The sequence below is a fragment of the Rubripirellula lacrimiformis genome (genome assembly GCF_007741535.1).
GTDB classification, from domain to species: domain Bacteria; phylum Planctomycetota; class Planctomycetia; order Pirellulales; family Pirellulaceae; genus Rubripirellula; species Rubripirellula lacrimiformis.
In genome coordinates this window covers 6404881-6429967 of record NZ_CP036525.1, presented here as the reverse complement: position 1 = coordinate 6429967, position 25087 = coordinate 6404881, and the positions used below count along the sequence as shown (strand labels likewise).

Here is a 25087-nt window from a genome sequence, read left to right as displayed (position 1 = left end):
CTTCAAATGACGGTGGAATCGTTCAGGGTCCTGTTTTCAAGCTGCAGAGTATCGCAGAATCATCAGCCCCTAGCCAAGGGGCTTTCCTTTGCTCAATTCCATTCCGGGTGCAATGACCAATAATCCTGACCCGACCAGCACCCCCCCCACCCATGCCAAAGTGACCTTTTTGGGAACTGGGACCAGCGTCGGTGTGCCGGTGATCGGATGCCAATGCGAAGTTTGTCAAAGCGACGATCCTCGCAACCAGCGGACCCGATGTGCGATCACGATCGAACTGGGCTGGCACGGACTCGCTGTGGATCACGACGAACCGACTCGCACACTGCTGGTCGATACCCCGCCCGATCTGCGATTCCAATTGCTGAGAGAGAAAATCCCTTTGGTCCATGCTGTGCTGTACACGCACGAGCATGCGGACCATCTGTTCGGCTTGGATGACCTGCGATTGTTTCCGTTTCGTTTGGGCGGGCCAGTCCCGCTGTACTGCGAACCCAAAGTCGAACAGCGGATCAAGCATTCGTTTGACTACGCCTTTTCGACTCGCGCCCAAACCCATCCCGGGTCCCGACCACAGCTGGAATGTCGCGAGATCAGCCCCTACCAACCGATCCCACTATTCGGGGCATCGATCATGCCAATCCGATTGAAGCATGGGCCTCACTTTGATGTGCTGGGGTTTCGTATCGGCGATTTCGCGTATTGCACCGACACGAACGACATTCCACCGGAATCGATGGCCAGGCTCGCCGGCGTCAAAACTTTTGTGGTCGGTGCCCTTCGCCATCAACCTCATCCCACTCACTTTAGTGTGGATCAAGCGGTCGAGGTGGCACGGCAAGTCGGTGCAAAACAAACGTGGCTGACCCACGTTAGCCACGACCTGGACTACGGACCAACCACGTCCGAGTTGCCCGATGGAATCGATTTGGCCTACGACGGTCTGCAAGTCGATGTCGGTTTGGATTCCGGCCAAGCCTAGTTGCGCCTTGGCTCTTTGGCTCTCGTTGGGACTGGTCCGTTCCCATGCCGGGGGCTGCCGGCATGGTGACCGAGGATGGTCGGTCGGTTAACCGTTGGGCTTTGCCGTTTCAGACGACTTGTTCAGCGATTCCTTGGCGTTCTGCAGAAACTGCAACGCATCCAAGGGAGTCATCGAGTTGACGTCCAACTTGTCGACCTGTTCGATCAGCGGGTGATCGGCGAAACCGAATAGCGTCAGTTGGAATTTACCGTTGGCATCGCCTTGTTTCGCACCGGGGGATTGAATCGTTGGTCGGTCCAACGCGTCGCGGTGATCGGCTTCCAATTGAGCCAGGACGTCTTTGGCGCGTTCGTTGACTGAGGTGGGGATACCGGCCAGGCGAGCGACGTGGATGCCGTAACTCTTGTCCGCTCCGCCGCGTACGATGCGATGCAAGAAGATCACCTCGTCGTCCCATTCCTTGACCGCCACATTCAGATTGGCCACTCGCGGAAGCGACTCTTCTAGCTGAGTCAATTCGTGATAGTGGGTGGCAAAGAACGTCCGGCACCCGATCTGTTCGTGCAGGTGTTCGGTGATCGCCCAGGCCAGCGACAGTCCATCGTAGGTGCTGGTGCCCCGTCCGATCTCGTCCAGGATGACCAGACTGCGAGAAGTGGCGGTGTTTAGAATTCGAGCCGTTTCCACCATCTCGACCATGAACGTCGATTGCCCGCGACTCAATTCGTCACTGGCGCCGACGCGAGCGAAGATGCGGTCGGCGATGCCAATTTCGGCACTGTCGGCAGGCACAAACGAACCGGCTTGCGCCAGCAGAGTGATCAATGCTATCTGGCGAATGTACGTGCTTTTCCCCGCCATGTTGGGGCCGGTGATCAATAGGATCATGCCGGCTTCGGGCGACTGGATACAGTCGTTGGGGACAAATTCACCCTGCGGAAGTGTCACGTCCAGCACCGGGTGCCGTCCGCCTTCGACCTTCAGCACCGAATCGTCGGTCAGGACCGGTCGCACCCAACGGCGCGTCACCGCGATCTCGGCCAACGATGCCAATACATCCAGTTCTGCGATGGCTACTGCGACTTCGCCCAGGACGGTTAAGTGGCGATGGGTTTGGCTGCGTAATTCTTGGAACAGCAGCTGTTCGCACGATGCGGCTTGTTCGTCCGCCGCCAATACTTTTTCTTCGTACTCTTTCAGCTCCGGTGTAATGTACCGTTCGCAATTTTTGAGTGTTTGTTTGCGGATGAAGAAATCGGGGATGCGATCGCGTTGGGCGTTGGAAACTTCTAGGAAGTAACCGAACACGCGGTTGTAGCCAACCTTCAGGTTCGTGATGCCCGTCTCGTCCATCTGGCGTTTCTGGTACGCCGCGATCCACTGTTTGCCGCCCTTGGCCAATTCCCGCAGTCCGTCCAGTTCTTCGCTGAAACCAGAACGGATGAAGTTGCCGTCCACAGCCGACAAAGGCACTTCGTCGGCGAGGGCGTTTTCCAGCTGGCTGCGTAGTTCGGGGCACAGGTGCAGGTGGGATTCGATGAACGAAAGCCGCTGGGATGTGCGATCACTAAGACGTGCCTTCAGCGTCGGCAGGCTGGCCAGGGTTCGTGCCACCTGCTGCAGGTCACGCGGTCCGGTTCGACCGGTCGCGATCCGGCCCAACAGTCGAGTCAGGTCGAAGGTTTCCTTCAATGTTTCGCGGATGTCCCCACGCAACTTGACGTCGGATGCAAGTTCGGCGACCGCATCCAAACGGGCTTCGATGGCCGTGCGATCGATCAGCGGTGCGGCGATCCAGTCGCCCAGCAATCGCGATCCCATCGGAGTGCAGGTGCGATCGATGACGCCCAGCAGCGACCCGTCACGCGACCCGCTGCGGATGGTGCGGGTCAGTTCCAGACTGCGCCGCGTCGCCGCATCGATCTGTAGAAAACCGCTCCGCTTGTGGGCGGAAATGCTGCGGAAGTGATCCAAGTCACGCCGCTGGGTTTCTTGCAGGTACGTCAGCACGCCCCCGGCAGCACGAAGGGCGGGGGCGTCGTCGGATTCAAAACCGAACCCTTCCAACCCGTTGACGGAGAACTGCTTGCACAGGGTTTCTTTGGCCGCATCCTCGGCAAAGGTCCACGCCGGTCGCGAGGTCCAAGACCAGGGGGCAGTGGTGTCGGGAGAAAACGTTACGTCGTCTTCGCGGTAGAGCACCTCGGCGGGACCGATCCGGGCCAGTTCGTCTTCAATCCGGCTCTTGGCGAATGTGCCAGCTTCGAAGCGACCGCTGGAAAGTTCCGCCCAAGCGATACCGACGCGGGGTTCCTGGCCGTTCTTTTCCGCTTTCTTGTCGCGGTGCATGCAGACCGCGGCAACGTAATTGGCTTCGCGTGGGTCCAGCAGTCCGTCGTCGGTGAGCGTTCCCGCACTGACGACGCGAGTGATCTCTCGCTTGACCAGCCCCTTGGCCGTCTTGGGGTCTTCGACCTGTTCGCAAACCGCCGCACGGTAGCCCGCGCGAATCAGTTTCTGGAGATAAGAATCCAGTTGGTGATGCGGGAATCCGGCCATCGCGGTCGGATTATCGCTGTCCTTATCCCGGCTGGTCAGGTTCAGTCCAAGGATCCCGGCGGCCGTTTTGGCGTCGTCGAGAAACAATTCATAGAAGTCACCCATGCGGAAAAACAGCAGTGCGTCGCCGCACGCTGCTTTGGCCTCATGGTACTGTTTCATCATCGGTGTCATGACCGAAATCGTACCGCAGTGGATCGGATCGGGACAGACACGCGGCGGCTAAAAAGCCACCCTGTCGACGCGGTGGATGACGGAGGATCCGGCTGGGGAAAATATGCCAGTGGTGGGTTCTCCCCCGGCCTCGGCACCGACCAAATCCGCCTAGCTTGGGGAACGCCGAACGGATGATCAATCATGTGGCGAAAGACGCCGTCCCCGATAGCCGCGTTTGCCCCCCCGGGAAGACCGCCGGTCCGTTCCGGGCGGTCACCGTGGTGGAGGGGCGCTGTGGTTGAAAGGGGGACGCTCGCGCGGGGCGCAAGCGTGATGAGTGTCCGGGGAACGTCACTGAAAAGATGGACGTCCGCCCAGTCTACATTTGCGAATACGGCATCGGTACCAAAATGTATTTGTCGATGTGGCTGACCGTGCCCTGATACTTTTCGACTTTCTTCAACACATTCCATGCTGGATTCACTTGGAATGCCTTCCAGGCTTCCAGTCGTGCAGCGTCGTTTTCGTAAACCGTCAAATAGGTCAGTCCGGGTGTTTGCGGACCCACCACCATCTGTCCGATGAAAATGGGCTGGATCTTGCAATCCAAGAAAATGGGCACTTCGCCGGCGTTGAACATGTCGACCTTCAGGTGGCCCAGTCGTTCGTTGGGGCTCTCGTAAACTCGCAGTTCATAAACGCGGTCGTCGTTTTGGAGGGTGCCGTCCGCGACTTTCAGTTTGGGCCAGCAATCCATCGCGACCAGCAATTCGCTGCTGATCCGTTGGTAGGGCGAATCCTTGGGGCCACCCGACAGATACGACTTTGCATCGCTTTGGTATTGGGTGTCGGCCTGCAATTTGGATTGGGACGTGGCGACTTGTTCGGCGCTGTCGAAGGGGATCACCATGATCACTCGCGAAACGCCGCTGGTATCCGCTTCGGAATTCTTGAATACGCCGATCGGGCCGATGCCTTGGCGTTTCAGTGCTGGGATCAAGGCGTCACGCAGATAGTCGCTGACTGCTTCGGCGTCGCCCTTTTCGCCCAAAATGTAACTGCGGACTTCGTATTGCTGGAGCGAATCGGCGGCAGGGGACACGGTCGGCAGTGCGACGGCGGCAAGCAACATGCCGATCAGAAAATGGACAGGGCGAATCATGGGCGGTCTTTCTTGGGTAGAGAAACGCTAATTTTCCGCCCAGTGCTTCGTTTCGGTTCGGGCGGTGGTCGACGATTGTCGTCGACATCATAATCGGCCCAGCGACAACGCGGTACAAGTGTCTCGCATCGCTTCTTTTCACGATGGCCCCCATCCAAGACGGACCAAGAATATGCTGGGACTGATCGAGCCTTTTTACGGCGTTTTGTCGTACCCCCTTGCTGCGCTGGCGGACCTCCATCTGTTGTCCAATCTAGGCAGCGTGATGACCCTGGCCGACGCCGCCATCGCTGGCGAAGCGGCCAATGCAGTCGCCGAGACGTCCGAGCCGGTGGTCGAGAGTTTTTTCTCCATGGCCGGGATCTTCACGCTGGGCATGCTGGTTCTGCTGCAGATCGTGTTGGGGTTCGACAACCTGCTGTACATTTCGATCGAAAGTAAGCGAGTGGACGAAGCGGATCAGTCCCGCGTTCGAAAACTGGGCATCGGTTTGGCGATCGTCTTCCGAATCGCATTGCTGTTTGTGATCGTCAACGTGGTCGAACTGCTGGAGGAAGCCTTGTTTGAATTCAACAGTTCGTTCCTGTCGGCGGCCGTTTCGGGGCACAGCCTGATCGTGATCGGCGGTGGTGCGTTCATCCTTTGGACGGCGATCAAAGAGATCTATCACATGCTGGCGGTCCATGACTTCGAAGACAGCGAAAGCAACAGCCAGCGAAACAGTTTCGCAAAAGCGGTGTCGCTGATCGTGGTCATGAACCTGGTGTTTTCCTTCGATTCGATTCTTAGCGCCATGGCTCTGACCAAGAACCTCTACATCATGGCGACCGCAATCGTGATCAGCGGTGTGTTGATGATCGTGTTGGCCGATAGCGTCGCCGAGTTCCTGAAAAAGAATCGGATGTACGAAGTGCTGGGGCTGTTCATCCTGTTCATCGTCGGCGTGATGCTGGTCAGCGAAGGTGGTCACTTGGCCGAAATTCAATTGTTCGGGCACCATGTCACGCCAATGGCCAAGAGCACGTTCTACTTTGTGTTGGCGGTGCTGATCATCGTGGACGTGGTCCAGACCAGGTTCCAAAGGAAACTGTTGGCCGAACAAGCACGTCAATCAGGCGCGTCGGCCTCCTAGCCCACCGTCGTTGAACCGCGGCCCATCGGGCCGCGCGCGGTGGGGCGTCGAAACGCACGGGGCGATGCCCACGCGGTGAAACGATTTGACTCGCCCCCCGTCGTTTAACCGCGTGCCCAGCGGGCCGCGCGTGGCGGTGTGTCGAAACGCACGGGGCGATGCCCACGCGGTGAAACGATTTGACTCGCCCACTGTCGTTTAACCGCGTGCCCACCGGGCCGCGCGTGGTGGGGCGTCGAAACGCACGGGGCGATGCCCACGCGGTGAAACGATTTGACTCGCCCCCCGTCGTTTAACCGCGTGCCCAGCGGGCCGCGCGCGATGGTGTGTAGAAACGCACGGGGCGATGCCCACGCGGCTAAACGATTTGCCTCGCCCCCCGTCGTTTAACCGCGTGCCCACCGGGCCGCGCGTGGCGGCGTGTAGAAACGCACGGGGCGATGCACACGCGGTGAAACGAACTGATCGTCGACTCGCCCACCCTCGTTTAACCGCGTGCCCACCGGGCCGCGCGCGGTGGTGTGTCGAAACGCACGGGGCGATGCCCCTCTTTATCCTACACATCTTTCTTGAGACACTCCGTCCCTGACATTTCTTCAAGGGACGGAGATGATTCGATGTGTCCAGGATGGATTGAGGAAGAGACTCGGACATTGGACCTGGGTGACAAGCGTCGAAGTAAACGCTTCAGGCGAATTCTTGAGCAGTTCGATCAGGTAGCGCCCTCGACACCGGCGGCGTGCGGAGAAGTTGCAGACCTCACAGCCACTTACCGGCTTTTCAACACCCCCAGTGTGAACTGGATGGCAATTCTGCAGCCCCATAATCAAGCCACGATGGAGCGGTCAGCCAAGTACGATGTCGTCGTGCTGGCACAGGACACCACCGTTTGCGATCTCACCAAACCTTCGCGTCAAGTCGTCGGTGCCGGGCCTCTGGAGGACGTAAAAAAGCGGGGATTCTTTCTGCATCCGCTTTATGCCGTCACTCTCGATGGTCTCGTCTTGGGTTGCGTTGACCAACTTATCTGGACACGTGACTCGATTCGCCAAAACGTGGGCAAAGCTCAACGCGATCGCGAGATCAGGACCATGGCGTTTGAAGAGAAGGAAAGCGCTCGTTGGCTTGAACTGATGCAAAGCGGCGAACAGATCGCTCTGGCAAACCCTCAAACTCATTACATCGGCGTCTCGGACAGCGAATCAGACATCTACGAGTTGCTCATCCAGAACAATGATCTGGCCGAAAACTATGATTTCGTTATCCGCGGATGTCAGGATCGGCGAGTCTATCTTGGCTCTGCTGAACAACCCAAGGTGCTGAGCGAGGCGATTGCCGAAGTCCCTTTTTCGCACGAATTTGAAGTCAGTGTTTCGCCACGAAAGTCGTTAATTAGCGGTGAAAGCCGCAAACGCCGAAGCAACCGCGACGGCCGCACGGCAACGATCTCGGTTCGTGCGAAGACGGTTCAAGTGCATGGCCCGCAGCGTCCCGGCGGAAAGGTTGCTCGCGTGGAGCTTCAAGTTGTCGAAGCGGTTGAGCTTGATCCTCCGGTGGGGTGCGAGCCGATCCACTGGGTACTCTTTACTTCACTCGCGGTGACCAGTTTGGCTCAGATCGAGCTAGTTTTATCAGCATACTGCAGGCGCTGGGACATCGAGGTTTTTTTCAAGACGCTCAAGAGCGGGATGAGGATAGAGAAGCTGAAGTATCAAAGTATTGACGCATATTTGAACGCTGTGGCCGCCTTGATGATCACGGCATTCCGAGTCGAGCAACTTAAAAGCGCTTCGCGTGTCACTCCGGAGGCAAGCTGCGGGGCGATCTACGATGCGACGTTTTGGCAAGCGGTGATGACGGTCGTTGAAGGCGGTGTTTTGCACAGCGATACCCCACCGACGCTGAAAGATTTTTGTCGAGTGATTGCCAAACTAGGTGGCTACGTAGACCAACACGGGCAAGGACCTCCAGGCTCGACGACCATCTGGCGTGGACTGCTCAAAGCCCATGCCTACCACGAAGCCTATTTGGCAATCAAAGGCTTAAAATAGATGTGTAGGATAAAGAGGGCGATGCCCACGCGGTGAAACGAGCTGATCGCCAACTCGCCCAACATCGTTTAACCGCGTGCCCACCGGGCCGCGCGTGGCGGTGTGTAGAAACGCACGGGGCGATACCCACGCGGTGAAACGAACTGATCGTCGAATCGCCCACCGTCGTTTTACCGCTGCCCACGGTCAACCGATTTGCGGCGGTGCGCTACGCGCGGCACGTTGCTGCCCGCTAGGCTTGGTCGTCTGCCAGTAACCGCAACGTGGCGTCGACTTCGGATGGCGATGGTTGATCCTCTTGGTGATCTTCGCCTTGGAGCCCAGCGGTACCGGACGATTGGCTTTGCCATTGGACGAACATGTCGTCACGCAGCGACATCGACGATGGAGCAGTCAATTCTTGTGCGACCGGATCCTGTTGCTGGCTATCGTCATCGGCGATCGATTGGCGATCCAGACGCGGGATTGGATTGGGAACGTTTGGCTGCTCGCCTTCGCCGGGCTGGTCCCCTTCGCCACCGACCGTGCCACTGCTGGTCTGGTTCAATTGATTCAGCACCAACAACGCGTCCAATGCGGTGACAAAGCCGTCCGCATTGACGTCGTAGCAATAGCCCATCCCGCCGGAGCCCACTGGGCCGGGACCATAGATGTTCAGGTAGTTGATGATTGCCAACGCATCGGCAGCGGTGACGTCACCGCCGTGGTCCACATCGTACGGGTCATCCAGATTGTGCAGCGGTGATTCGTTTCCGACGATCTTGATGATGAACGGTTGCTCGATCGAAGCGAATTCGTTCATCGAGTCGTCGGCCGTCACGGTGACTTGGATTTCCGATTGAACGGCTAGTTCGACAAATTCATCGTCCTTTAGTTTTAGCGTCGATCCGGAAACTTCGAATCGCGAATCGTCCACGGTCAAGGTGAATCTGGCCGCTGGAGTGCCACCGTCGATTTTGATCTCACCGACTTCGTCGCCCAACGTCAATTCCATGATGGTGTCGTCGGTCAGTGTCAGCGCCGATCCCTGCTCGGGCAGGTCGCGAACCGTGATCGTGATTTCTTCGGTGTAACTGTTGGGGCCGCCGACCTCCGTCGCTGTGACATGAACGACGATGGTCGGTTCGGTCTCGTAGTCGACCGAAACACCGTCGGCCAAACGCAGGTCAAACCCTTCCACGATGAACCGTTGGTCATCGACTGTAAACGTATGGACCTGTTCGGCGTCTTGGTCCTGCACCTTCAATTCCGTGACAATGTCGCCCGGTGCGTTCTCGAAGACGAATGCTGTTTTGGGAGTGATTCCGGTGATCGGATCGTTCGCGTCGCCGATCTGGATGCTGACACTTTTTTCGATGGTTTCGTTGGTGTCAGGATCGGTTGCGCTGATGCCGATCGAAATGGTCGGTTCGCTTTCGAAGTCAAGATCGCCACCGACAAAGATGATCTGTCCGCCGTCTTCTTCAAAACGGATATCGTCGATGCCGATCGTGTGTCCACCGCCACCATCGACATCGGTGACACCGATGGTCCCGATCGGAACACCGGTGGGAATATTCTCGGGCACGGTGGGGATATCGACGTCGATGTCCGTGGGCGGATCTGGAACCGCTTGGACGGTGATGTTCAGTGCCGTCGCTGCGGATGCGGTTTGACCATCGTGCAAGACAACGGTGACCGTGTCGGTGCCATGAAAGTCTTGGTCAGGCGTGTAGGCGACTGCGCCACGAATTGTGATCGATGCGGCGCCATGCTGGGCTGATCCGGTTTGCACTAAAACATAGTTGTCGTCGTCAGCGTCGGCGGATCCCAGGGTCGCTGCGGGGGCCGCTAGGGTCAGCGGTTCATCTTCGTTGGTTTCGATCAGCGGCAGTTCATCGTAACGCGGTGCCGCGTTCCCGCCGGTCTGGAAGATTCCGAACTCGACGGCATCGGGATTCGCACCACCGACGATCGTGACGGTGTGCGCGGCCGGGCGAGTCAGGCGGACTTCGTGGACTCCGGCAGCGCCCAACAGGATCAACGAGTCTGGGGTTTCGCCGATCGCCAGCGACGAAACTTGCCCGATCGCGGACAGGTCGACCGCAAGGTTCGCAATGACCTCGGCATCCTGCAGGTGAATCACTTGCACGGCCGAATCGGCGGGCGAATACGTGATCAGTAGATCTCGTTTGCCATCGATCACGACGGGGCCAGCCTGATCGGCCAAAGAATACAGCGGCGCAAAGTCGGCGTTCACATCGCGGACGCTGACTCCGCCATCCGTCGTGCGGAGCACCAGCAAACCGGATGCGTCGTCGAACGACAGCAGTTCGCTGGTGCCGGCAACATCGATGGGCGACCCAATCAGCGATGCCGTCGAATTGCTCCACAGCGAAAGCGACAAGCCATCGTTCGTTGTCGATCCAAATACCGAACGGACGCCGGTAGCAGACGACAGGACTTGCGTGTCCGACGGGACCATCGTCGTGGTCACGGTCACGTTGATGCCGGTCCCCAAATTGGATGCGTCGATCGAACGCACCGGGATTTGTGCGGGACCACTGATCGGGTCTACGGATTCCAGCAGGACGCCATGGCCATCACTATCTAGCGATACCGTGGCCCAGGCTGTTGCGATGGTTGACAGTTCCACAGGGGTGATGGCGGACGTCGTTGGGTCAACGATCCAGGCATTGTCGGTGGACGAATCTGTACCAACGACCAACAAGCGGCCGTCCGGCAACGATTGCATCGCGGTCAATTCATCGCCAACCGTCAGGTTGGTGGAGGTGCCAGAACTTGGGGCTGCGAAAACGATCGAGTCGGTGGTCAGCACCGACGATGACGCGTCGCCAGCGATCAGCCGAATCCCATCGGTGATCTCGATCGCGTCCATCGGAGTGACGGCTTCGACAGGAAACGTCTGTTGTTGGGTCGACGTCGCGTTGAACAGGCGAACCGAATAGGTGCCGTCCGGCAGGTTGTCGAAATTGAAACTGCCATCGGAGCCCGCCAACGACAATCTTTCGCCGACATCCAATTGGGCGTTGGCGTTCAGGTCCAGATAAATCAACCGGCTGGCCGCGTCGGGTTCGCCGGTGTCTCGGTACAACGATTGGTTCAGGTCGTCGAAGACCGCGCCAGTGATGGCAGCCAAAACACGACGATCGCTCAGATGTTCCAGAGTCAAGCGGCGGCGGACTTGGATGCGACGCATGCTGGATCGTGGTTGACGTTTGACCATCAGATGGATTCTGCGATGAAATTTGAAAATTGACGGCCACATTGCGGCCGACAAAGCGTGGGGCGGATCTCGATCGACTCTCGCTCTTCGTGAACCATCCTAATAAGCCATCCGAGGGGATTTAGGGCGATGACCACGAATCGTCTATCGGACGACGTATTTTTCGATGATTTTTAGCATGAAACAAGGAACTCTAGCGCATTGAGACGTCGTGAGCCGCGGAAAAGTTTCCCCGATCCGGGGGGATTGGCGGGAAAAGCCACCTTGGAAGGCGGAATCCAGTCGGAAATCCCCCCACCGCACTGTAAGAACGATTTATGATACGCGGTGTCTCGTTCTATTCAGGATTTTTTTTCATTGTCCTGTTTTTCCGTGCCACCTACCTTCCCGCCATCGACACCGGTTTTCCGCCGACCCGTCGCTCCCGGCGAGGAATCGAGGAAGCCGATGTTCCATCGATCACGCAGTTCACACATTTCACGCCGTTCCTGGCCAACCGACGCAGTGAATTCTTGTTTGCCGACGTGCGGGGCTGACAGTGCGACCCGCCAGCGCACGCTAGCACGCGGCGCCCATTCCGCGGTAACCACCCCGCCCGTAACCACCCGGCCCGTAGCCACCCGGCCCGTAGCCACCCCGCCCGTAGCCACCCGAGGAAATTGGGGCGGTTTTGCTCTGGTTGTCATCGGATGGGTGGCGGCGTCGATGTGCGTTCCATCCGTGGCGACCGCACAGTCGGCCGGCGAAACGGTCAAGCAGTCTGCCGAGCAGTATTCGCAAAGCGGCGGGTCCAGCGACATGGATTCCGAAATGGGCATGATGGATGATGAGATGAGTATGGAGATGGAAATGGGGATGGGGTACGACGAATACGGCAGCGACTATGGTGACTCGGGCTATGGCGGTGGCGGCAGCCAGGGATCGACGTCCGACATCACCGATACGTACGCATCGAGTGTGATTTCGCTGGTCAACAGTTTCGAACTTGCCCCGCTCTTTCAGCCAGCCGCGGGCGTCCAGGTGATCACCGGCCCGTTGCTGCAACGTGAATCCGACATGGCGTTCGCTGCCGGTTACCAGGGGATGGCTGTCGAATTGATGTGCGGCCACATGGTGACCGAGTACGAAGAAGCCGGATTGGCGCTCAGCACCGTCAAATTCAGTCCTGCTCTCCGGCGCCCGGTCTGGAACGTCCGCTGGGCCGTTTCGATCGCTGTCCGCGGCACCGAAGACGTGCCCGATGCGTCGCCGATTCGTGCTGGGACGACCAAACCGGGGCGGCGACTAGCGTCCAGCGGTGGCTATGACGATATGTCCGGCGGGTACAGCGGCGAAGATATGTCGATGGAGATGGGCATGGAGGAAATGGGCGGCGGTTACAGCGGCGAAGACATGGAATCGATGAGCGGCATGGGGGGCATGGGTCGGCGACCAAATGCCAAACCTGCCGCGCCGACCTACGCCGAACGGAACATGCTTAGCGACGAAGCCGAGTCGATGATGGATTCGAATCTTGGCTTGGTCGCGGAAGTCGTTGCCGAGGAATTTGGCAAGCGATTCAAGGCGGGCGATTATGGTCCGCTGTTTACCGGTCTGACCCCGCCTGAGAAAATCGACCCACGGGCTCCCCGCCGACCACCCCCACCACGACAAGAAGGCGACGCCGCAGTCGACGCGGCGCCCTTGCCAACGATGTCAGCCAAGCTAGATGCGGCGTTGACCGAAGCACCCCGTCCACCCGGAATGTGGCGTCCCGGAATCACGTACCTGGGGCAAGGTGCGTCGAATGAAATGCTGCCGGTTGCCCAGTCCGAAGGGATCGATTTTCTGTTTCACTTTGACGTTCTGCTGAAACCAGGCCGCAACAACGCCACACAGAATGTTTCGCGTTGTCGATTGTTCAACGTTGCGACCGGCAAACAGTTGGCGCTGACCAAGAGCATGGACAGCCTGGAAGCGGCTCAGAAGATTTCCACCGGAAGTTTCGCCGATGAACGCGCCTACGTGATGGATCAACTGGGAAGTCTGTTGGGCATCATGGATCGCGATACGAAGGTCGTCCCGATGCCGCAAGGATTGTCGCCGGAATCGGTCCGCCGCAGGATTTCGCTGGTGATCGGTGGTCCGAAAGCTCGAACACTGCAGACCCTAGCCGAAATTCGCTTGTACCAATCACTGAACCTGTTAACGCTGGACGAAGTCGAAATGGCTTTCCATATCGTCGGCGGTTCCGAGGGGCTGTTGTTCCTGCACGGACCGCGCGAAGAACGTCTGGCGATGGCACGCACTTGGGCAGTTCGGTCCCAACCGGCTGCACCAGGCGAATGACACCAGGCGAATGACACCAGGCGAATGACCGCTGGCGAATGACCGCTGGCGAAGTCGCGTTCTTGCTGAACTGCGTATCGTCGGCCTTTGTGTAAACTGTGACGCGTTATCTTGTGATTCGATTTCAGTTGTCGAAGCACCCAACCTGATTTTTCTACCTCCACCACTCCGCGAGACCCTCCTTCATGTATCGCCGCCAATTTTTGCAAACCTCCGCTGCAGCCGCGTTCGCCGCCACCCTTGGACTGCCACGCTTGCGAGCAGCCGAAAACGAAGCTGGCGAAATGCCCTTCAAGATTTCGTTGGCCGAGTGGTCGTTGCACCGCACCCTGCGTGACGATTCATCCAAAATCACTAACCTGGATTTCGCTCGCGTCGCCAAGCAAGAGTTCGGGATCGATGGCATCGAATACGTCAATCAGTTCTTTGCTGACAAGGCAAAGGATACGGCCTATTTGACCGACATGAAGGATCGCGCCAGCAGCGAAGGTGTGAAGAGTCTGTTGATCATGGTTGACCGTGAAGGCAACCTGGGCGACCCCAACGAGAAGAAGCGTACCGAAGCGGTTGAAAACCACTACAAGTGGGTCGAAGCTGCCAAGTTCCTCGGTTGCCACTCGATCCGAGTCAATGCGTCCAGCAGCGGCAGCTTCGAAGAACAACAAAAGTTGGCCGCCGACGGACTGCGTCGTCTGAGCCAGTTTGCAGCACCCCACGGTTTGAACGTGATCGTTGAAAACCACGGTGGGCTAAGCAGCAACGGAAAGTGGCTCTCGGGCACCATCGAAATGGTCGACCTGGAAAACTGTGGAACCCTTCCCGATTTCGGAAACTTCTACATCACTCGCGGTGACAATCCCGAAATCTATGATCGTTACCAAGGGGTCGCCGAGTTGATGCCGTTCGCCAAGGCCGTCAGCGCCAAGACGCACGACTTCGATGAACAGGGCAATGAGATCAACACCGACTACGAGAAGATGATGGAAATCGTCCTCGCACACGGTTACCACGGCTACGTCGGCATCGAATACGAAGGTGGCAAGATCGGCGAGATGGAAGGTATCCGAAAGAGCAAGGATTTGCTGGTCAAGGTCGGCAAAAAACTGGCTCAAGCAGTCAGCTGATCAGCACCCGATTTTTCGCAATCACCGAAACCGCGCGGCCCACCAGCCGTGCGGTTTTTTCATTGGCCCAGCGAAAACGTCCAGCCCTGCCGGTGCCTGCACCGGCCCGCGCGTCGCGACGTACGAACGCACGGGGCGTTGCCCACGCGGTGAAACGATTTGACTCGCCCACTGTCGTTTAACCGCGTGCCCATCGGGCCGCGCGTGGCGGTGTGTAGAAACGCACGGGGCGATGCCCACGCGGTGAAACGATTTGACTCGCCCACCGTCGTTTATCCGTGTGCCTCATCGGGCCGCGAGTTTCAACACAGAATGCGTATGCCTTCGCGGTACAAACCGTCTTGTGCGCTCGCCACGACGGCGGCCGCGGATTTTTAAGCTTGACTGCCGGTCTTGATGTGTTAATAAATGCACACATCAGTTTGTGTGCACGGGAGATCGATCCATGGTTCGGGCGGAATTGAGTCGACGCGAGCGACAGATTGTGGACATTTTGTTCAAAGTGGAAGAAGCATCCGCAGCTTCGATCCGCGCCGTCATGCCGGACCCACCCTCCGATGCAACGGTCCGTACGATCCTTCGTATCCTGGAACAGAAGGGAGTCGTCAAACACCGACGTGATGGCAAGCGATTTCTGTACTGTGTCTGCAAGTCGAAGTCGGGCGAAGGGAAGTCGGCGATCCGGCGAGTCTTGGATATTTTCTATGGCGGCTCGGTCGAACAAGCGTTGGCGGCCCATCTATCGGATCCGAAAGCCAACCTGGATACGGAGCAACTTCAACGTTTGCGCAGGTTGATTGACGACGCCGCAAGTCAAAAGGAATCCGGACAATGATTCATTTTGCCGGTTACGCGGTGCTGCGAGTCACCGTGGTTGCCATGGTCGCGTGGTTGGTGTGCCGTTTTCTGCTGCAGCATCGCTCGGCCTCAACAAGGCACGCGGTCTGGTTAGCGGCGATGATCTCGATGGGCATCGTGATTCCCGCGATTTGGATACTGCCTGCCTTGACGTTGCGAACTGTGTATCAGCCCGCACTCGAGCAGTCCGCATTCGAGCAATTCGCTCCGCAGAAAATCACACCGCAGAAGACGGCGATCGACCGCGTCACTCCGATCGCGGAACCCATCCAGGGTCAAGCAAAGCCAGCGACGCCAACCGGGAACGGATGGATCGATGATTCGCAATGGACTGTCCTTCCGAGCGACGATCCGGTTCAACGCGATGCACCGGTTCAACACCATGCACCGGTTCAACACGACGCTCCCTTGGCCAACGATTCCGACATCATTCCGAATCATCCTAGCGCGTCGCCAATCTACCGTCGATTCGAACTGCCTTGGATTCTGCTGACCGTCTACGCCGTTGGCGCGGCGGTTTGGGTTTCAAGAATGCTGTTCTCGGCCATTCATTTGCGGCGAATGTCGGCGCGGGCACGCCGATTGAATGCGTCCCAGCAAGCCGCCGTCGATCGATACGCCACGGATTTGTCATTGGCCCGATCGCCCACCGTATGGATCAGCAGCGAAGTTTGCGGCCCGTTGGTGTTTGGCATTCTTCGTCCCACGATTCTGTTGCCCTCGCGGTTTATGGGCTGGTCGATGGACTGCCAGCGCTCCGTCCTACTGCACGAAATGACGCATGTTGCGCGACACGATGCGGTGGCTGATTTGATATCCCAATGTGTCACGGCCTGCTATTGGTTTCACCCTTGGGTGCACTGCTGCCGTCACTCGCTGCGCCGCGAACGCGAAGAAGCGACAGATGAACGGGTGGTCGCTGCTGGTGTGGGTGCCATCCCATATGCCGAACACTTGCTTTGCGTCCTGGAAGAAATTCAAACGTCACGGAACTCTTGGGGAGAGATTGCAATGAGTCAGTATGGAGATACGGAACTTCGAGTGAGGAAGATTCTGCGGATGGAATCAGTCATGCCCAGCCATCCACGTCTGCTTTGCGTGCTCGCCTGCACCGCGTTGATAACGATCGGCACCACCAGCGTCCGATTAGAATCCGCACAGGTGGCCTCCACAACGGTTGCGGATCCAGCGGTACAGCCAACCGACGAATCGAAAACAGCAGGCCCAGCCAAGGTCAATCCGCCTGCGGCGAACGATGCCCTCGGCCTTCATACACCACCGAAGCCGCAACCGGTCGTTCAAAAATCGACCCAATCCCCTGCCGAACGTCCCGTTGCATCGGCGCCAGAAAGTGTGTCTCTCTACGAAAATCTGGCTTCAACGTCGCTCGCCACCGATCGCGATCCGCGGACCCTGATCACGGTCGACGGCGTTGTTCGAACATCCACAGGTCAGCCCGCTAAGAATGCGATCGTTGGGATTCGGCAAACCAATTCGCAGCGATATTATCACTCGACGCAGGTCCTGGCTCTGCTGGCAAGAACGATCGCTGACGACCAGGGCCGTTTCCGATTTGACGATGTTCCCGCGCGGCGAGACGACTATCCCTATCAGGAACAGTGGGAGGTCGTTGCTGCCACGCCGGGGCAATACGGTTGGCATTCCATCGGAACATCTCAGTATGTCAAATCGCTTGATCTGAAGCTTCAAGAAACGGCATCCGTCGGTGGAACGATCATCGATCCGGCAGGGCAGCCGGTCGCAGGTGCCTCCGTTTCAGTATCATCCATCGATGAAGCGAGGCCGGATGACATCGCGAATCTATCCCATTACTCGACGAGCCTTTTCCGCAGCAGTTTGTCACCGCGCACGATCACCGACGACGCGGGTGAATTCGTGATCCATGGACTACCCCGTGGCTACATCGCGAACGTCGTGCTGGAGCATCCGGATTGGGCGCCGGCATCCTTCGCCATCCGGACCTCGGACTCTGTCGAGACGGGATTGCGATTTCCAACCATGGATCCTGGCGTGCAAAACCCCGTTGTGTTTGCCTCTGGCAGCACTCATCACGTCGATACGGGTTTCTCCGTTTCTGGATTTGTCCGCGATTCAGCAGGAGCCCCCGTTGCGGGCTGCACCGTTTTGGTTGGCGTGATCTCAACTCCAACGGATCGCGAAGGCCGATTTCAAGCTCGCGTACCAAGCGACTGGTTTGATCGGCGAAACGGAGACGACACTATCCACGTTAGCGTTTCCGCACCGATTGATCGCGGTTTGCTCTGGACCCGAGCGAAAATCAGCAAACAGCAAGCTGCCGATGGCGAGCCGCTTTCCGTGGTGATGCAGGAGGGCATCGAAATTGTCGGCAGCGTATTTTCCGAAGATGGCGAGCCGATGGAAGGCGTGTTCGTTGAAGCTGAATCCATCGAAACCGGCAGCCCCGATCGCCGCCTTACCGCGTCGGCAAAAGCTGATGGGACTTATCGGATGCTCGTTCCACACGCTGGAACCTATCGGCTTTGGGCATGGGGGAAACGACCGGGATTTGTATTGCCATGGTCGAATCCTAGAAGTGATAAAGTCGACTCCTGGGCACCATCACAAACAATAACGGCGGTCGATGGATCGGTCGCAGAAGCAGAACCCCTGGTCGTCCGGAAAGCCCCCGCCGTTGCCATTCGCTGCACAGACAAATCGGGGCAACCGGTGGCTGGTGCAACGCTGACAATGCTGCAGCGACTGCCGCCACCGAAGGACTCGATCATTCGTGATCTGAAGATCTGCGAAGACGCGATCACCGACTCGGATGGGCGAGCCACATTGTTTCCTCTTCGTTTGTATGCTTCGGACGTCATCGTCAGCGCGTCGATCGACACCGGGGACCAACACCTATGGGCCGAGGTTCCGATGCCCGCGATGATGACATCGCAGGAACACACGATCCGCATGAAACCGATGTGGAAGATTACTGGCAAAGCAACCATCGACGGCGCCCCCATGCCGGGCGTCAGCGTTATGGTCTGGCGGCAGCCACCCACTCACTCGTTCATGGGATCACATTCGATGAGCGGAGTTCCCAGGCGAGTGGACGAGGCGGGAACCTACGTCTGGTTTGTGCCACCGGTCGGAAGCTATTCCGTGGAACTTTGGAGTGTCCAAGGACTTTCGCGCAATAACCCCTCGGGGCGTCGGTCTGTCACGCAAATCGGAACCAATCAATTTCGCGCCGAAGAGATGGAATTTCAAATGGCGCATGGCACCATTTCTGGCCAAGTGATTGATGTCGATGGGAACCCTGTTTCGGGAGCGCACGTTTCGTCGATTCCAACGTTCACCGACGCAAATCGGCTGCTGCTGGCCAACCCAAGCCCGAATACACGGGAGGCAACTACCGACGAAAAAGGGGATTTTCAAATCGACGGGCTGCCCGACGGTGAATACAACCTGCGCATTCGAGTTCGAACCAACCCGGCGACGTACTATCCGACCAGCGCAAAAGCGCAGGTTGGCGACAAGGATTTGCTGATCAAGATCGTGCCGATCGAGTCGGGGCCCGTCGCAGCGAATCGATAAGAAGCGACTTCATCGCTCCCCCCCTCTTCCAAAACTTAAACTCGAACTCGAACTTAAACTCGAACTTTCCATTCTGCTCCCCTCGCGTTAGCTAGGGAGGAAAAGTTCGGGTTTAAGTTTTGTGGTAGCCGCTAGAGGCGGGTTAGATTCGCGTTTTGGTGGCGTAGACTTCCGCGTACTCGATCGACCATGTATCGATCAGTTGCGTGAATTCGTCGCTGTCTACTTCTGTGATGGGGACGAAGAATGACCGATTGAATAGTTCCCGGTTCATCACAGTGCCTTTCCCCTTCAGGTCTAGCACTCGAGAATCGCTGAACGGGCGGATCATCATTTCCAGTCGGCTGTACTGGTTTTCGCGTCGTCCTGAAACGATTTTCAGGTCATCGCGATAGCATGCTGCACCCCACCCGCCTTCGCCGAACAGAGATTCTTCGCGAAAGCCGGGGAAGTGATCAGCGACTTGGTGCACGGCCCGTTCGATCCGCTCGGACAATTCCAAGCGGAACGACGTGTGGAGCCGTCGCAGTTCGTCTTCGCTGAGTTCCTTGGCCCGCTGCGCCGACGCTTTCTGGTCCGCACGTTTCTGTCCGCGCGAGATGGCGGACTCTAGCCGTGACTGGAAATCATCGCTCATGCGTCAGGGGTATCGGCTTGAGTAGCGGGTTGGTTCGCAGCTTCGCCTTGTGGCGATTGCGGTGCATCGGCTGGTTTGGCCGTGTCGGCCGAAGGGGTTGCCGGGGCGTCCGTCTGCGCGGGTGTTGCAGGCGGAGTTGCCGCGTCGTTGGACTCTGGTTTTGGATCCTCCGTCGCTGGCTTCGCTGCCTTTGGCTCGGTCACTTTGGGCTTGGCCGGTTTGACCGATTTTTCCGCAGCTGCCTTCTTGTCTTTGTCAAAGAACTGCATCAGGTCACCGAACGATCGCAGCGGTTCTTTGCCGTCTTGCATCGCGTCGGTCAGCGGCTTGGCATCAGCCTTGGCCACGACTCGGTAGGTTTCCGGTTTCTTGTCACGACCACGTCCGCCTCGGTTGCCGGCTGAGTGCCGATCGCCGCTGCGTCCACGTCCGCCACCGCCTTGGCCGCCACGGCCGCGAGCGTCTTTGGATGGTGGTCCACCGCTGCGTCCTTGATTGCCTTGGGTTCCTTGCGATCGATTACCGGATGCTGCAGCGGCCGGACGATTCCCTTGACCGCCTCGATTGCCACCGCCAGCGCCACCGCCACGATGGGGGCGAGCCGAACGGTTGCGTCGGGCATCTTCCAGTTCTGCTTCACGCTCGGGTGAAATCGCACTGAGTCCGACACGGCGACGTTTTTCGTCGATACCGGTCACCCAAGCGGTGACGACATCGCCGATTTGAACCGCTTCGTGCAGGTCTTCCACATAGGAATCCGACACACGGCTGACGTGAATCAGTCCGCTGCAATCGGGTGCCAATTCAACGAAGACACCAAACGGCATGACGCCGACCACGACGCCCACGACTGGATCGCCGGGTTTCAGGGCCTTGGTCGATGGCATCGTTGACATCACGGCCGGAGGCGATCCGGACACGTCGCTGTCGCCGAATGGATCGCAAAGCCAGTGCACAATTTGATGAGCGCGGCGGGTGCCGATCTGCCATTCTTTGACGCACTTGTCGATCTTGGCTCGGTCGGGCCGAGGTTGGCGGACAGGTTCGGCGGAGGTCGCATCGTCGGTGGCTGATTCGCCCGATGCGGATTGCTCGGCTGGAGTAGCGTCGTCCGCTGTCGCTGCGGGTTCTGCGGCTTCGGCAGCCGGTGCGTCGCTGGACGCTTCGGCGGTCTCGCCGGCGGCAGGTTCCGCTGCTGCGGTTTCGGTCGCTGCAGCATCGGGTGTTGCAGCATCACCGGCGGCCGGATCGGCCTGCAGTTCAGACGTGTTCGCGGTTTCGCTGTCGCCTTCGGGTTCTGGAATCGCGAACTCGGGAGACTTTTCGCCGGATGCGGTGAAATCCTCGACGGTCGTCGGCTTCGATTGGTCCGCCACCTGGATCGGTTTGACCTCGTCGCTGGTCGACGGGTTCGAAAAATCGGGTGCGGTGTAGCCAGGGGGCGTCGCCGGTGGCAGTTCCAGTTCCAGCGACTGAGCGAGTTTTTTCGCTAGCGCGTAATCATCCGGATGGATCAGTGTTCCATCCAGGGATTCTTCGCTGCCGAAGACACGTAGGAAAGGTAGCGATTGGCGGCTTTCCACGGCGCTAGGCCAGTTCGCGATTTCGCTGATCGCGTCGCGGGACGAGAACAGTTTTTCGCGGCGTGCCTTGTCGATTGCGGTCGCGATTTCGGGGGTCACGCCGGGCAGTCGACGTAGCCATGATTGCGGAGCCGAGTTGGCGTCGACACCGCCGCGTGAAGCACCGCTGACCATGACGTCTTCGAGCGTTTCGGCGAGTGCTTCGTCAGACAATTCCCGTTGGAAAGAGCTGAGCCGTAGTTTCAGCGGGTCGACCTTGGCCATCGACTGGGCCGGTTGCAAGACCGAGAACGCCAACCAGGCGGCGGCTCGGAATCGACGCGGGGTCGAACGCATTTCTTGGTCCGAAACGCTGCTGCCTGAATACGCGTCCGCACCGCTGCGATCTGCCAGAGTCCAGCGGATCGATTTCTCGGGTGACGCGGTGATCAGGTCGCCCAGGGCGATCATCGTTGCGCGTCTGGCCGGTCCGTTGCTGATCACGATCAGGTCAACGTGATGCGTGTGGATCAGTTCGCCCATCCGCGCAACCGCTTGGCCTCGCTGAGTGGCCGACAATTGACAGGGCAAATCTTCGGTGTGCAGAACACGTCCGTCAGCCGACACGATGGTGGTGGCTGCTGTGCGTGGGCCAACGGCGTCGATCGACATGACGACCTTGGCATCCACCGGTCCACGATTGACGTGGCGACGCAGGTGATCGGCGGTGATCTGAACCAATCGCGCCGATGCTCGTTCCTGAACGTCGTCCCACCATGCGATTTCGGCGGCTTCGCGGATGCTGGCTTCGTTCTGCAGGACGATGTCCCGCATACGTTCTTCGAGGTGGTGGTTGAAACCGGCGGCGGTTCGTTGCAGTTCAGCAACCAGTTTGCCAGCGTCGTATTCGAAACCGCACTCGGCGACTTGGCTTCGCAGTGCGCGGCCCAGCATGACCAGTTGGAACGAGCTGAGTTTGTCCGATGTGAAGCGTTTGCCTTGCAGCGGCTTCAGGACTCCGACCAACCAACGGCGTCGGCGTTGGCGTGGTGAAATCTTTTTCTGCTTTTTGACCGGCTTGTTGCCCTTGGTCGATGTTTCGGCTGCTTTCGCGTCGCCAGCACCCGATTTGGCCGATTCCGCCTTGAACGAATCGATCGGCAGCGAGTCGGTGTTTGCCGTTTCGCCAGCCGGCGTGGCTGTGCCATCAGCTGCCGCTGGGGCGTCGGCGGCAGTTGGCTCGGTCGCCACTGGCTCGGTCGACGCAGCTTCTGCTGCTGGGGTTTCCGCTGTGCCAGCGTCGGCTGCAGTGGCTTCCGTTGCAGGGGCTTCCGTCGCAGTGGCTTCCGTCGCAGTGGCTTCGGCTGCCGCCGCTAGTTCAGAATCCGTGGATTCTGGCTTGGCTGGGGCTTCGGCGGCCGCAGTTGCGATCGCCGAGGTTTCCGTTGCCGATGCGGCCGGTGTTTCGGTCGCAGTTGTCACAACCGCGGCTGGATCCGCAGCCGAATCGCCTGGCGGGGTCGCTTCGGTAGCGGCCTGCGTGTCGGTCGCCCCGTCTGCGGTGGCTACCGCAGCGTCGGTTGCCGTATCGGCGGCAGGCTTGTCGGCGTTGGCGTTGGCGTTGGCGTTGGCCGATTTTTTCTTTTTCTTTTTCTTCGGCTTGGCTTCTTCTTCCTCGCCACCGATATGCGGGTCGCTGATCTTGGCGATATGAATTCGGGCGTTCTTAGCCAACCAGCGAACTGCTGCATTGATCACTCGCGGGTCACCGGCCAGGCGTTCGACCAGGGCGTTGTCCAGGTCGTCGAATGCTGCGTCGACGCTTTCGATGCCTTCGACTTTTGCGGCGATCGACGCGAAATCGCTGCCGTCACCCTTGCGTGGGTTCAGCACACGAACGGCCAATCGAGTGGCGTCGCTGGGCTTTTCGCTCGATTCGTGCTTCAGTCGACGCGCCAGTCGCGACAGCATGCGGACCGAATTGGCTTTGCCAATCGCGTAACCGATCGCTGGATCTTTCAGCGCAGTTGCGTCCCACAACGCCTGCAGTTGCTCGCGTCGATTGGAGATTTGGTTCTCGGTGGTGACGGCAGACGCCAACCCCCAAAGGCTTGATTCATCCAAACCACCCAATTCGTCTCGACGGTAACGCGCCAAAAACGGCGGCGTGTATCCCTGTTCGAGGAGGGGAAGGGCCAAACGCAAGCTGGAAATTTCGCAACGCCCGCGTTGGGCAATTGCTTCTAAATCGACGCTCATACCGAGTCGTTCTCTTTACCTGGTGAGTCCTACGGATCGACCGCGAAGGGTCGGGCTGGACGTGTGCCGCTTTTGGCGGTGTTTCGTTGAGACGCGGCGATCCATTTCGGCGCAGCCCCTACCCCAACGGGGAAGCTCGCGAAGATATCCGCAAAGAGGCCGTGGTTCAATGACCCGGCTAGGATCCATCGGTGGCCAGTTTCCGGAAATAGGCCTCGATCGCCTCGCGATAGTGCGTCGGCAGGTCACGACTGATCTGCTGCAACGCCTGATTCCGCTCGGCTGGTGGCAGATTCCCCCAGCCGTCTTTGTCGGAAATGCCTTTGCGGTCGACGTCGCCGTTGGCGCTGCCTCCGGCAATGTTGCTGTCCTGCATCGGACTGCCCTGGCCGTCGCTTTGGCCGCCACTGCCGCCGGCCTGTTGTTGCTGCTGTTGCTGTTGCTGCTGTTGTTCTTCGATCTTTTCGATCAACTTGGTCAGCTTGTCGATGATCTTCTGTTCTTGATTGCTGACCACTTCGTTGCTGCGTCCTAGGTCCAAACGCCGCGTCACGTCGGTCATCAATCGCGAAATTTCGTCAAGCGAGTCTTCTTTCAACGGTTTGATGTCCGCGACCATCAATTGTGCTGTGCGGGCAAAACGAACGGGCACATCGTCTTGGTTCTCCAAAAGCCGCCGCAGATCCGCAAGCGCTTCGGTCTTCATCAACAGCGCGTGGTAGCAGGCACCGCGAAAATACAGTGCGGATGCCGGATCGATCGACTCGGTCGGGTCGACTTCGGCGATCACCGGCAACGCTTCGTCGTACAAACGGGCGCGGACCAGTTCTCGGCCCAGCCACGTCCGCAGAGTCATCCGCATCGATTTCGGCAGCGATTCAACGGCACCGTAGGTCGGTGTGTTGGGGTCGATCGTGGCGGCCGAAGCATCGATGTTGGTGGTGCTGGCGGAAACGATCTGGTCAATGACTGGCACCAACGGCCCGGTTGCCGCGATGTACGCGTCCAGCGGGTCCCGATCGTCAGCTTCGATTGCGGCCAGGAATTCGTCCGTGATTCGATCCATCTGTGCCGGCGCGACGCCCAGTGCGTCGAGCGAGGATCGCAGCATTTTAGCCATTTCCGTCGCATCGAACCGCTGCCAAGTGGCTCGGCGTTTCAGCGCATCTTCGGTCGACGCGGAAGCGGGGGCCGGCGATTGAGCTTCGTCAGCTCTGGCGGTGCTTGTCGCGATGGTGGCCGTCAGCACCGAAGTCGTCAGGAGGGCCGCGGTCTGCGCGGTGGGAACCGCGATTGCCTGCAGGGCCAGCAACAAACTAGCCGCACGTTTGGGCTTTCGGGTCCGCATTGGGCTGCCGCCGCGGGGCGAAGCTAGGCCGCGTGTCAGGGGCTTCGACGGTGGGGGACCGGGCGGGGCCGCGATCGCGACGATGGGTTTCATCGTCGGAATCCGGCAGAGTCGAGCAAGCGAG

The 25087-nt window shown here is 58.8% G+C and carries 14 protein-coding genes; 8 read left to right on the top strand and 6 right to left on the bottom strand.

The annotated features are described in order from the left end of the window. Positions 1-112: 112 nt before the first annotated feature. Positions 113-982: an MBL fold metallo-hydrolase gene (locus K227x_RS22490; RefSeq protein ID WP_145173130.1), complete on the top strand. Its 870-nt coding sequence runs from the start codon at positions 113-115 to the stop codon at positions 980-982. 87 nt (positions 983-1069) lie between these two features. Here K227x_RS22490 and mutS read toward each other — a convergent pair whose 3' ends face one another. Both mutS and K227x_RS22480 read right to left on the bottom strand, forming a co-directional pair. After that, positions 1070-3718 carry a DNA mismatch repair protein MutS gene (gene mutS / locus K227x_RS22485; protein WP_145173127.1) on the bottom strand — a complete coding sequence of 883 codons (2649 nt, stop codon included), beginning with the start codon at positions 3716-3718 and terminating at the stop codon, positions 1070-1072. 361 nt (positions 3719-4079) lie between these two features. Beyond that, a complete protein-coding gene (locus K227x_RS22480) occupies positions 4080-4862 on the bottom strand; it encodes an NIPSNAP family protein (protein ID WP_218933455.1) in 783 nt (260 codons plus the stop codon). 172 nt (positions 4863-5034) lie between these two features. Between K227x_RS22480 and K227x_RS22475 the strand changes: the two genes are divergently transcribed. Both K227x_RS22475 and K227x_RS22470 read left to right on the top strand, forming a co-directional pair. Then, the gene (locus K227x_RS22475; RefSeq protein ID WP_246146056.1) at positions 5035-5994 is read left to right on the top strand and encodes a TerC family protein; all 960 of its coding nucleotides are present in this window, start codon (positions 5035-5037) and stop codon (positions 5992-5994) included. A 617-nt stretch (positions 5995-6611) separates the two neighbouring features. Then, the gene (locus K227x_RS22470; RefSeq protein WP_145167733.1) at positions 6612-8045 is read left to right on the top strand and encodes an IS4 family transposase; all 1434 of its coding nucleotides are present in this window, start codon (positions 6612-6614) and stop codon (positions 8043-8045) included. Between the two features lie 232 nt (positions 8046-8277). Here K227x_RS22470 and K227x_RS22465 read toward each other — a convergent pair whose 3' ends face one another. After that, the gene (locus K227x_RS22465; protein ID WP_145173124.1) at positions 8278-11271 is read right to left on the bottom strand and encodes a dockerin type I domain-containing protein; all 2994 of its coding nucleotides are present in this window, start codon (positions 11269-11271) and stop codon (positions 8278-8280) included. Positions 11272-11588: 317 nt separating this feature from the next. Here K227x_RS22465 and K227x_RS22460 point away from each other — a divergent pair, with 317 nt between their 5' ends. The 5 genes from K227x_RS22460 to K227x_RS22435 all read left to right on the top strand — a co-directional run bounded on the left by K227x_RS22460 (position 11589) and on the right by K227x_RS22435 (position 19157). Beyond that, a complete protein-coding gene (locus K227x_RS22460) occupies positions 11589-11807 on the top strand; it encodes a hypothetical protein (RefSeq protein ID WP_145173121.1) in 219 nt (72 codons plus the stop codon). 169 nt (positions 11808-11976) lie between these two features. Beyond that, positions 11977-13599, top strand: coding sequence for a hypothetical protein (locus tag K227x_RS22450; protein ID WP_218933453.1), 1623 nt, complete (start codon positions 11977-11979; stop codon positions 13597-13599). A 185-nt stretch (positions 13600-13784) separates the two neighbouring features. Next, the gene (locus tag K227x_RS22445) at positions 13785-14723 is read left to right on the top strand and encodes a sugar phosphate isomerase/epimerase family protein (protein WP_145173114.1); all 939 of its coding nucleotides are present in this window, start codon (positions 13785-13787) and stop codon (positions 14721-14723) included. A 445-nt stretch (positions 14724-15168) separates the two neighbouring features. After that, positions 15169-15558, top strand: a complete 390-nt coding sequence (locus tag K227x_RS22440; protein ID WP_145173111.1) for a BlaI/MecI/CopY family transcriptional regulator — start codon at positions 15169-15171, stop codon at positions 15556-15558. Further along, positions 15555-19157, top strand: a complete 3603-nt coding sequence (locus K227x_RS22435; protein WP_145173108.1) for a carboxypeptidase regulatory-like domain-containing protein — start codon at positions 15555-15557, stop codon at positions 19155-19157. Before K227x_RS22440 ends, K227x_RS22435 begins: the two co-directional genes overlap by 4 nt. A 142-nt stretch (positions 19158-19299) precedes the next feature. Here the strand turns inward: K227x_RS22435 and K227x_RS22430 are convergent, their stop codons facing one another. The 3 genes from K227x_RS22430 to K227x_RS22420 all read right to left on the bottom strand — a co-directional run bounded on the left by K227x_RS22430 (position 19300) and on the right by K227x_RS22420 (position 25056). Further along, complete coding sequence (locus tag K227x_RS22430) at positions 19300-19794, bottom strand: hypothetical protein (protein ID WP_145173105.1); 495 nt, start codon at positions 19792-19794, stop codon at positions 19300-19302. Next, positions 19791-23615 (bottom strand): S1 RNA-binding domain-containing protein, encoded by a 3825-nt coding sequence (locus K227x_RS22425; protein WP_145173102.1) that lies wholly within the window; start codon positions 23613-23615, stop codon positions 19791-19793. Before K227x_RS22425 ends, K227x_RS22430 begins: the two co-directional genes overlap by 4 nt. A 178-nt stretch (positions 23616-23793) precedes the next feature. Then, entirely contained in the window at positions 23794-25056 is a 1263-nt protein-coding gene (locus tag K227x_RS22420) for a hypothetical protein (RefSeq protein ID WP_218933452.1), read from the bottom strand. Positions 25057-25087: the final 31 nt, after the last annotated feature.